The sequence below is a fragment of the Parabacteroides sp. An277 genome, assembly GCF_002159645.1.
Taxonomy (GTDB): domain Bacteria; phylum Bacteroidota; class Bacteroidia; order Bacteroidales; family Tannerellaceae; genus Parabacteroides.
This window is the reverse complement of record NZ_NFJB01000015.1, coordinates 85,189-94,316: the sequence shown is the minus strand read 5'-3', so window position 1 is coordinate 94,316 and position 9,128 is coordinate 85,189. Positions and strand designations below refer to the sequence as shown.

Here is a 9,128-nt window from a genome sequence, read left to right as displayed (position 1 = left end):
GTTGGGGAAGAGGCTCATAAAAGTATTATAAACAACAAATTTAAAAAGAAAGAATATGAAAAAGATCATATTATCAGTGGCTGTTGTTGCAACAGCGGCTATCGCTGGGTGGAACTACCAGCAAAATCAGAATAAAGTTGAAATGTCGGATTTAGCATTGGCTAATGTGGAAGCGTTGGCGCAAAGCGAATCGGATTTGTGTCCAAATGGATGTTATGATAATGGCACTGGTTGCTATTGTCATTTTTGGTTCCCAACCTATAGAGAAGCAAATTAAATTTGAACTATAGGTAAAATTGGATAGAATGTCTTTTAGTTAGATATTTTCTACTAAGGGCATTCTATCTTTTAAGTTTCAACTTTATATTATTAGTTATTTGCAAATATCATGAATAAGTTATTACTATATATACTGTTTATATTATGTCTAATAAGTTGTAATAGAAATACTGAAACTGATCGGTACCAAGCTAATCGGAACAATAAAATAGACGTAAAACAGCTAATAAAAGAAATAAAGATATCAGAAGAAGATGTGCTAATAGGGAATTATGCTTTGGCTTATGTTTCAAATAAATACCTGTTAATAGAAGATCTCAAATCTTTCGATTACTTTGTTTCTGTATTTGATAAGAATAAGTTTTCCTATTTAGGAAGTGTAGGGAAACAAGGGCAAGGTCCCAAAGAAATTTCGAATCCTGGCGCAATAGCAATAGATGATACTCATGGTAAGTTCTATATTAATGACCATTCTAAAATGCGTATTTTTAGTTTCGATATAGACAGTGCATTAAAAGATCCTGCTAATTATAAACCAAACGTAAAGGTGCATATCAATAGCTCAAATTTTCCAACAGAATATGAATATATAAATGATACGTTATGTGTAGGTCGGACAATAGCCCCCATCGGTATTAATGATTATACACCATCTGTATCCAAATGGAATATGCTGACAGGTGAGATTGTACCATTGTCTAATAATACACCTAAAATCAAACACAAACGAATTGTATGTGCATCTTCAGCAAAGTATACTTTAGCTGCAGAAATATATACATATCATGATTTGATTTCTATATTTGATTTTAATGGAAACTTAAAATGCAATATATATGGACCTGAATGGAGTGACAAAAGCAGTAGAGATATCCATTATTATGGTGGAGGTGTATTCTGCAAAGGAAGTAAATTTATTGTATCCTATTCTGGAGGAAGTAATAAAGGAAATGATTATTATCCCAAACAACTAATTGTTTTTGATTTAGATGGGAACTATATAAAAACCTTGGATATAGGATATATGATTAATCAGTTCTGTTATGACGAGGGAAATAATCGTTTGATTTTTGTCTTTAATGATGAGATCCAGTTTGGTTATTTAGATTTAGAAGGTGTTATTTAATTTGTAACCTGCATGAAAACATATTGTTTGCTGATAGTCTTATCTCGTTTTTCTTTTTCCTGTCTTAACAGAACAGAAAAACAGGTAGGACTTTTAGTCCAAGAATGGCAAGGGAAGGAAATAAAGTTATCTTTACCCAGTACGTGAAAGATACTGTTGATTATTAGATTCCGGCATCTGGACACAAAGTAGTCGTGTATGCAGACTCCATCGGATGTGTAAGTTGTAAACTGCAACTGCATCGATGAAAAGAGTTTATTGCCCAAGTGGATTCAGTTTGCAATAAAGATGTTCCATCCTCTTTTTCTTTCAGCCGAAAGACAATCCGGATTTACGACGCATTTTGAAAATCGATAACTTCTCCCTTCCCGTCTGTATAGACACGGAAGACCGCTTCAACAAATTAAATCATTTCCCCAGCGACATGATGTTCCAAACATTCCTGCTGGATAAAGACAACAAAGTGGTAGTTATCGGCAATCCCATTCATAACCTAAAAGTAAGGGATTTATACCTACAAAAGATTGCAGGCATAACTATAAATAAATTGTCTGAAACCTTCATTGCCACCGACCAAGAGAAATACGATATGGGCATAGTGGGTAAAGAAGAAACGAAAGCGCAACAAGTGTCCTGAGAAATAATGGGTTTCTAAAAGATATTTCCTTATATTTGTGGATCAATTTTAATTCTAAAGATATGAATGTAAAAACTTTGTTATTCAGTTGTTTGTTGAGCTTCCAATCCTTGGTAGCCGTCGCCCAAATCTATCCGGTACGGGTTCATTTGGAAGAACCGCAATCGTTTTCGATGATTGTAGTGCCAGACCCTCAGAGTTATATCAAATTTGCAGCCAATCAGCCTCTGTTTGAATTGCAGACGGCTTGGATTGCCAATAGTATCGATTCATTGCACATTAAAACAGTTCTCTGTACGGGCGATTTGGTAGAACAAAATGAGATTCGGAAAGCCGACGGAATAAACGGAGATCAAACAAGCGAAGAACAATGGAAAGCAGTGTCTACAGCTTTTGAACGATTGGATGGGAAAGTACCGTATGTCCTCTGTACGGGGAATCATGATTATGGCTATAAATCTTCGGAGATACGCCGTTCCAATTTCCATCGTTATTTCCCGGTAGAAAGAAACGCCTGCTGGAAACAGGTTTTGCTGGAAGCTGGGAATAATTATGATGGAATACCTACACTTGAAAATGCAGCGTATGAATTTTCAACCGATACGTGGGGGAAGATTTTGGTCATTTCGTTAGAGTTTGCTCCCAGAGATGAGGCCATTGAATGGGCCAAGTCTTTGGTAAATAACCCAGCTTATGAGAAACATAAAGTGATCCTTTTGACGCACTCATTCTTAAACAAAGAAGGAAACCGTTATGCAAAAGAAAACTATCAAATGCAACCAGCTAATTATGCGGAAGCTATTTGGCAAAAATTGGTTTACCCTTCGAAGAATATTTGTTTGGTGGTGTGCGGGCATGAATGTGAGATTGTAGATTATGACCAGCAAGTCAGCTTTCGGACGGATAAAAACCAATATGGAAAAACGGTAGCGCAAATGATGTTTAATGCGCAGACTGCCGACGGGCAATGGTTTGGCAATGGAGGCGATTGCTGGTTACGTATCCTGGAATTCAAACCGGATGGGAAGACCATATCTGTCCGTACTTTTTCTCCGCTCTTTGCGTTATCTCCTCTGACAAAAGACAAAGCTTGGCGTACAGCTTCGTATGATCAGTTTCTGATAAGGATCGAATAAAAGGGCTGTTCCTGATATTACCTTCCATCTCGACACCTCTTAGTGCTTGGCAGCCTATCCACTAACTTTCCTTAATATGGAGGAAATGTTTTCGTCATATTGAGGAAATCTAATGGATGCCGAGATGAGTACTAAATGTGTCGCTGAAAGGGAAGAATAGGTCGAGATATTTCTCCTAATAGAAGGGTAGGAGGGGGATTAAAAACACAAAGTAAATGAACAATTAAAGGCAGCCATGCAGTCTGCCTTTAATTGTTATTTATTAATTTCTTAGTGTGCTTCAAACCAATTCAACCCTTTGCCACAATCGGCTATCAAGGGGACGCGTAGTTTGACGACATGCTCCATACAGTCGAGAACAATTGCTTTCACACGGTCAAATTCCTCCTGGTAGACATTGAAATTGAGTTCGTCGTGAACTTGCAGAATCATACGACTTTTTAGTCCTTCGGCCTCAAAACGTTGGTGGATATGAATCATAGCGAGCTTAATGATGTCGGCTGCGCTCCCTTGAATTGGTGCATTAATGGCATTGCGTTCGGCATAACCACGAACCACGGCGTTATGTGAATTAATATCCGGGAGAAACCGTTTACGTTTGAATAGGGTTTCAACATACCCTTTTTCTTTGGCCGCTCGGATGCTTTCATCCATATATTCGCGAATCTTCGGGTAAGTCTGAAAATAGCCTTCGATAAGCTCCTTTGCTTCGGCACGAGGAATATTCAAACGTTCAGCTAAACCGAACACGGAGATACCATAAATGATACCGAAATTGGCCGTTTTAGCTTTGCGGCGCATGTCGGATGTGACTTCGCTGAGCGGAACATTATAGATTTTTGAAGCGGTGGCAGCATGGATATCTGCACCTTCGCAAAAGGCTTGTATCATGTGCGGGTCTTCGCTGAGGTGTGCCATGATGCGGAGTTCGATTTGCGAATAATCAGCCGAGAAGAAGAGGCACTCATCCGAGTCGGCAATGAATGCTTTGCGGATTTCACGTCCGAGTTCGTCGCGAACAGGGATATTTTGCAAATTTGGATTGGTAGAACTAAGACGGCCGGTTGCAGTGACTGCTTGATTGAACGAGGTATGTATTTTCCCCGTTTCCGGATGAATCAATGTAGGAAGTGCATCAATGTACGTGCTGAGGAGTTTCTTCAGTCCGCGATAGTCGAGCAGTTTCTCGACGATGGGATGCTTGGTCCGCAACTTTTCCAATATTTCCTCGCTGGTGCTGTAAAATCCCGTCTTGGTCTTCTTTGCCTTTTCGTCCAATTTCAATTTTCCGAAAAGAATTTCTCCTACTTGTCGACTTGAGTTAATGTTAAATTCTTCTCCCGCTAATTGATGGATTTCTTGTTCGAGAGCAGAGAGTTGCTTAGTGAGGACGTTGGATGATTGCCTGAGTGCATTCGTATCAAGTTTCACGCCGCTGACTTCCATTTCAACTAAGACGTAGATAAGCGGCATCTCGATTTCCTCGAAAAGCGTTTCGAGACCTTCTGATTTTAGATGGGGGGCGAAATAGTTACGAAGTTTGAGTGTCACGTCGGCATCTTCGGCAGCATACTCTTTGATTTGTTCCAATGGGACGTCACGCATCGAACCCTGTTTCTTTCCCTTTGGACCGATTAAATCCTCAATTGGGATGGGGCGGTAATGGAGGTAGGTCTCGGCTAAGTAATCCATTCCATGCCGAAGTTCCGGATTGAGGAGATAATGAGCTAGCATCGTGTCGAACAATTTCCCTGCTACTTTGATGCCATATTTCCGCACCGCCAAAATATCGAACTTGATATTTTGTCCGATTTTTTGAATCGCTGGATGCTGGAGTACTTTTGCGAAACGAAGGATTGTTTGGCGAGCTTGCTCTTGATTAGTTGGGATTGGTACATACCATGCTTCATTTTCGCGCATAGAGAACGACATGCCGACCAAGTGTGCAGTGAGCGGATCGAGTCCTTCTGTTTCTGTGTCAAATGCGAAAAATTCCTGACATTCTAAAAGACGGGCTAATTGAGTTTGTTTTTCCTCGTTGTCAGCCAGATAGTAGGAGTGAGGCGTGTTCGTTAAGTCCGTGAGGGTCGAATTTTTGGAATCGTCCGGAGTATCGGTCGCAAATAAATCAAATTGAAGCGGGTTTACATTCGTCGTTTCGTTTCGGAGTTTGTTTACGAATGTACGGAATTCCAAATTCGTGTAAATATCGATAAGCCGTTCTTCGTTCGGTTTCTCGCGAAGACATTGGGTAGCGTCGAAGGAAATGGGAACATCCGTTTTAATTGTTGCCAAAAATTTGGAGAAACGAATCTGTTCGGCATTTTCTTCCACTTTTTTCTTTTGTGCTCCTTTGAGTTGGTCTGTATGAGCCAAGAGATTTTCAATGTTTCCGAATTGAGCCAACAATTTTTGTGCTGTCTTTTCGCCGACACCAGGACACCCGGGGATATTATCTGCTGCATCTCCCATCAAGCCGAGCAAATCGATGACTTGATGGGGCGATGTAAGGTTATACTTCTCTAAGACCTCTGGCACTCCCAACACTTCGTAGTCTCCACCGAATTTGGGTCTATACATATATATATGTTCACCGACCAACTGACCGTAGTCTTTATCCGGAGTCATCATGTAGACATCGAATCCTTGTGTAGCGGCTTGTTGGGCAATCGTACCGATAACATCATCCGCTTCATAGTAGGGAACTTCAAGTATCGGTATACGATATGCATGAATGATGTCTTTGATGATTGGTACCGATTGTCGAATCACTTCAGGCGTTTCTTCCCGTTGGGCCTTGTATTGTTCGAAGGCTTCGTGGCGAAATGTAGGGCCGTGCGGGTCGAAAGCGACGGCGACATGCGTTGGTTGTTCTCGTTTCAACACATCCTCCAGCGAATTGACAAAACCAAAAATAGCCGACGTATTCACTCCTTTTGAGTTGATACGCGGGTTCTTTAAGAAAGCGTAATAGGCACGATAAATCAGCGCATACGCATCGATAAGGAATAGTTTCATTGCTTTTAACACGTTTTTGATGTACAATTTTTTGTAAATGTACGAAAAAACTCGCACACTCAATACTTTTTGTTACTTTTGCAAAGCATTTCGAGGATTATGATTGATAGAAGTAAAATAGAAGAACCGGTAGCCACCGCATTTGTACGTTTCAATACGGAGTTTGAAGTTTCGCTTAGGAGTGAAACGCGTCTTTTGCAAACGGCTATAGACCAGATATTAAGTGCTACTGGGAAGCATATCCGTCCTTTGCTTGTACTCTTGTCGGCAAAGGCGTGTGGGGAGGTGACGGAAAGTTCGATCAACGCGGCAGTCTTTCTGGAGTTGTTGCATACGGCAACGTTAATTCATGATGATGTCATCGATGAGACGAAACAACGGCGCGGTGTTCCTTCTTTAAATGCCTTATTTGATAACCGAGTAGCTGTTTTGGTGGGCGATTATATTCTTTCAACGGCACTCATCCGTTCCATACAGACGGGTAATCTGCGTATTATCGGTATTGTATCGGATTTGGGGCGCGACCTTTCGGAAGGAGAAATCAAGCAGATGGAAACAGCTGACGAGAGTATTCTTGACGAACCATGTTATTTGCAAGTCATTTATAAAAAAACAGCTACGTTATTGGCTGCTTGTGCTTCTATCGGTGCGATTTCGGCTGGTGCCAACGACGAGCAAGTGTCGTTGATGCGTGAGTTTGGGATTCAATTAGGCTATGCTTTCCAAATCAAAGATGATATTTTTGATTATTTCAAAGAATCCAACATCGGGAAGCCGACCGGTAACGATATCCGCGAAGGAAAAGTGACGCTTCCGTTACTCTATGCCTTAAGGCAGGGTGGGAGGGAGGTCGAAACATTTCGGCGGATGATTCTCTCCAAAGATTTTACGGACAAGCATGTAGAGCAACTCATCGCCTTTGCCAAAGCGCAAGGCGGCATCGAATATGCCGAGAAGAAGATGGTGGAATTCCAACAAAAAGCGATTGAATTGTTAGCGCAGTTGCCTGATTCCCCAGCCAAGCAATCGTTGAAGATATTAGCGGAATATATTATTACCCGCAAATCGTAGACTGTCTGTCTAACGATCAGTAGACACTCCGTCTAACGGTCTTTAGACGGAGTGACTGTTTTATTTGCCTAAGCGATGCTCAATATCGCCTACCAAACTGCTGGCTCCGATACGGAACAACTCTTTCGTGAGCCATTCTTTGCCCAGCACCTCTTTTACAATCGTATAGTACTTGACTGCCTCTTCTGCTGTGCGAATACCTCCGGATACTTTGATTCCGCGTTTTTTCCCGGTTAATTCGTGGTATTTCTTAATGACACGACACATCACATAAACAGCTTCGGGCGTAGCTCCCGGATATCCTTTGCTTGTCGATGTCTTGATGAAATCGGCATTCGAATAGAGCGCCAAGATGGAAGCCTTGTGGATATTTTCTACTGTCGCTAAGGCACCTGTTTCGAGGATGACCTTCAGCTTGGCATCGCGGCAACTTTCCTTGATTTCGTCCAATTCATCGCATAAATCCTCGTAATTTTCTTCCATGAAATAACCCAAATTCATCACAATGTCGATTTCATTGGCACCTTGCATGACGCACATAGCCGTTTCGGCAATTTTGATTTCCGAGAAGGTTTGCGAGGCAGGGAAACCTCCGCTTACCGCAGCTATGTTTACATCTTGAGCTGTCAATGCTTGCTTCACGGTTTCCACAAAGAGTGGATAGACGCAAATCGAAGCGACATTAGGTACATCAGGACGTGTCCCTTCGAAATCGTTGACTCTTTCCGTCATCTGCCAAATACTCTCTTTCGTATCCAAACTGGTGAGTGACGTGAGGTCGATGAAACCGTGAATTTCTTTCAATACATCCGGGGTGAAGTTTTCCTTCGTGTGCTCTTCCAATAACGTCTTAACTGTCGAAGCAACGGATTCATCGTTCCCCGGCAAGTCGTATTTCCCGAAAGCCTCGTGGTACTTGTCGGCATTGATTTTTGAGAATTCTTCGGCACGTTCTTCCCACCCCTCGTGTACATCCTGAGAGTGGTCATGACCACATGGGCAATTGTGTAAATGTTCCATACGCTATGCTAATTTTAGATTGTTTATATGTCTATTTTTATCTCGTTCGGTTTTCTTTTGCAAATTCTTTTGGAATGCTGCGGTCAAATCGACACCTGTTTGATTGGCTAAACAGATGAGAACCCAAAGGACATCCGCCATTTCATCTGCTAAATCCTTCTGTTTGTCGCTTTCCTTAAAAGATTGTTCACCATACATGCGGGCTATCAAACGGGCTACTTCGCCAACCTCTTCCGTGAGAATTGCCATGTTGGTAAGTTCATTGAAGTAACGTACGCCGTATGTTTTTATCCATGCATCGACTTTCGCTTGCGCCTCTTTGAGTGTGATATGTTCTTCCATCTTGTTTACTCTAAATTGTGCGTATCGACCCAAATCGTAACGGGGCCATCATTTAATAATTCCACTTTCATATCTGCTCCGAATGTGCCGGTTTGCACTTCTTTCCCTAAATGTACGCCCATTTCAGCGCAGAAAGACTCATACATCGGGATGGCAAACTCCGGGCGGGATGCCTTAATATAAGAAGGGCGGTTCCCTTTTTTTACGGAGGCTTGCAGGGTGAATTGGCTTACCACCAAAATTTCTCCATCCACATCGACTACCGATTTATTCATAACCCCGTTTTCATCGTCGAAAATACGCATTTGGCAGATCTTCTTGCAAAGCCATTCGACGTCATGCGGTGTGTCCCGATCTTCAATCCCGACCAGTACCAGTAATCCTTTCCCTATTTTTGACTTTAAAGTCCCGTCGATAGTGACGGAAGCATGTTGTACGCGTTGTATCACTGTTCTCATTGTAAAATGCAGTTATAATTGTTTCGTTTTATAGTTATAAT

Annotated in this window: 9 protein-coding genes; 5 read left to right on the top strand and 4 right to left on the bottom strand. The window is 41.6% G+C overall.

The features are described 5' to 3' along the window. Positions 1–55 precede the first annotated feature (55 nt). From B5F77_RS07760 to B5F77_RS07745, 4 genes are all read left to right on the top strand, one after another. Positions 56–277 (top strand): NVEALA domain-containing protein, encoded by a 222-nt coding sequence (locus tag B5F77_RS07760; RefSeq protein ID WP_087329649.1) that lies wholly within the window; start codon positions 56–58, stop codon positions 275–277. Positions 278–388: 111 nt separating this feature from the next. Then, on the top strand, positions 389–1,405 hold the full coding sequence (locus tag B5F77_RS07755; protein WP_087329647.1) for a 6-bladed beta-propeller: 1,017 nt from the start codon (positions 389–391) through the stop codon (positions 1,403–1,405). A 343-nt stretch (positions 1,406–1,748) separates the two neighbouring features. Then, the gene (locus tag B5F77_RS07750; RefSeq protein ID WP_087329645.1) at positions 1,749–2,042 is read left to right on the top strand and encodes a hypothetical protein; all 294 of its coding nucleotides are present in this window, start codon (positions 1,749–1,751) and stop codon (positions 2,040–2,042) included. A gap of 62 nt (positions 2,043–2,104) precedes the next feature. After that, positions 2,105–3,178, top strand: a complete 1,074-nt coding sequence (locus B5F77_RS07745) for a metallophosphoesterase (protein WP_087329643.1) — start codon at positions 2,105–2,107, stop codon at positions 3,176–3,178. A 270-nt stretch (positions 3,179–3,448) separates the two neighbouring features. Here the strand turns inward: B5F77_RS07745 and polA are convergent, their stop codons facing one another. Continuing rightward, positions 3,449–6,196: a DNA polymerase I gene (polA, locus tag B5F77_RS07740; RefSeq protein WP_087329658.1), complete on the bottom strand. Its 2,748-nt coding sequence runs from the start codon at positions 6,194–6,196 to the stop codon at positions 3,449–3,451. Between the two features lie 99 nt (positions 6,197–6,295). On the opposite strand from polA, the gene B5F77_RS07735 reads away from it, so the two are divergent. Then, positions 6,296–7,267: a polyprenyl synthetase family protein gene (locus B5F77_RS07735; RefSeq protein ID WP_087329641.1), complete on the top strand. Its 972-nt coding sequence runs from the start codon at positions 6,296–6,298 to the stop codon at positions 7,265–7,267. 60 nt (positions 7,268–7,327) lie between these two features. Here the strand turns inward: B5F77_RS07735 and deoC are convergent, their stop codons facing one another. The 3 genes from deoC to dtd are packed head-to-tail and all read right to left on the bottom strand — an operon-like array spanning position 7,328 to position 9,087. Then, positions 7,328–8,287, bottom strand: a complete 960-nt coding sequence (deoC, locus tag B5F77_RS07730) for a deoxyribose-phosphate aldolase (protein ID WP_087329639.1) — start codon at positions 8,285–8,287, stop codon at positions 7,328–7,330. Between the two features lie 3 nt (positions 8,288–8,290). Then, positions 8,291–8,629: a nucleotide pyrophosphohydrolase gene (locus tag B5F77_RS07725; RefSeq protein ID WP_087329637.1), complete on the bottom strand. Its 339-nt coding sequence runs from the start codon at positions 8,627–8,629 to the stop codon at positions 8,291–8,293. A 5-nt stretch (positions 8,630–8,634) separates the two neighbouring features. Further along, positions 8,635–9,087, bottom strand: coding sequence for a D-aminoacyl-tRNA deacylase (dtd, locus tag B5F77_RS07720; protein ID WP_087329635.1), 453 nt, complete (start codon positions 9,085–9,087; stop codon positions 8,635–8,637). Positions 9,088–9,128 lie beyond the last annotated feature (41 nt).

Excerpts from the sequence above, each read along its gene's own strand:
- B5F77_RS07760 (WP_087329649.1), top strand. The coding sequence starts at position 56 with ATGAAAAAGATCATATTATCAGTGGCTGTTGTTGCAACAGCGGCTATC.
- B5F77_RS07755 (WP_087329647.1), top strand. The coding sequence starts at position 389 with ATGAATAAGTTATTACTATATATACTGTTTATATTATGTCTAATAAGT.
- B5F77_RS07745 (WP_087329643.1), top strand. The coding sequence starts at position 2,105 with ATGAATGTAAAAACTTTGTTATTCAGTTGTTTGTTGAGCTTCCAATCC.
- polA (WP_087329658.1), bottom strand. The coding sequence starts at position 6,196 with ATGAAACTATTCCTTATCGATGCGTATGCGCTGATTTATCGTGCCTAT.
- B5F77_RS07735 (WP_087329641.1), top strand. The coding sequence starts at position 6,296 with ATGATTGATAGAAGTAAAATAGAAGAACCGGTAGCCACCGCATTTGTA.
- deoC (WP_087329639.1), bottom strand. The coding sequence starts at position 8,287 with ATGGAACATTTACACAATTGCCCATGTGGTCATGACCACTCTCAGGAT.
- B5F77_RS07725 (WP_087329637.1), bottom strand. The coding sequence starts at position 8,629 with ATGGAAGAACATATCACACTCAAAGAGGCGCAAGCGAAAGTCGATGCA.
- dtd (WP_087329635.1), bottom strand. The coding sequence starts at position 9,087 with ATGAGAACAGTGATACAACGCGTACAACATGCTTCCGTCACTATCGAC.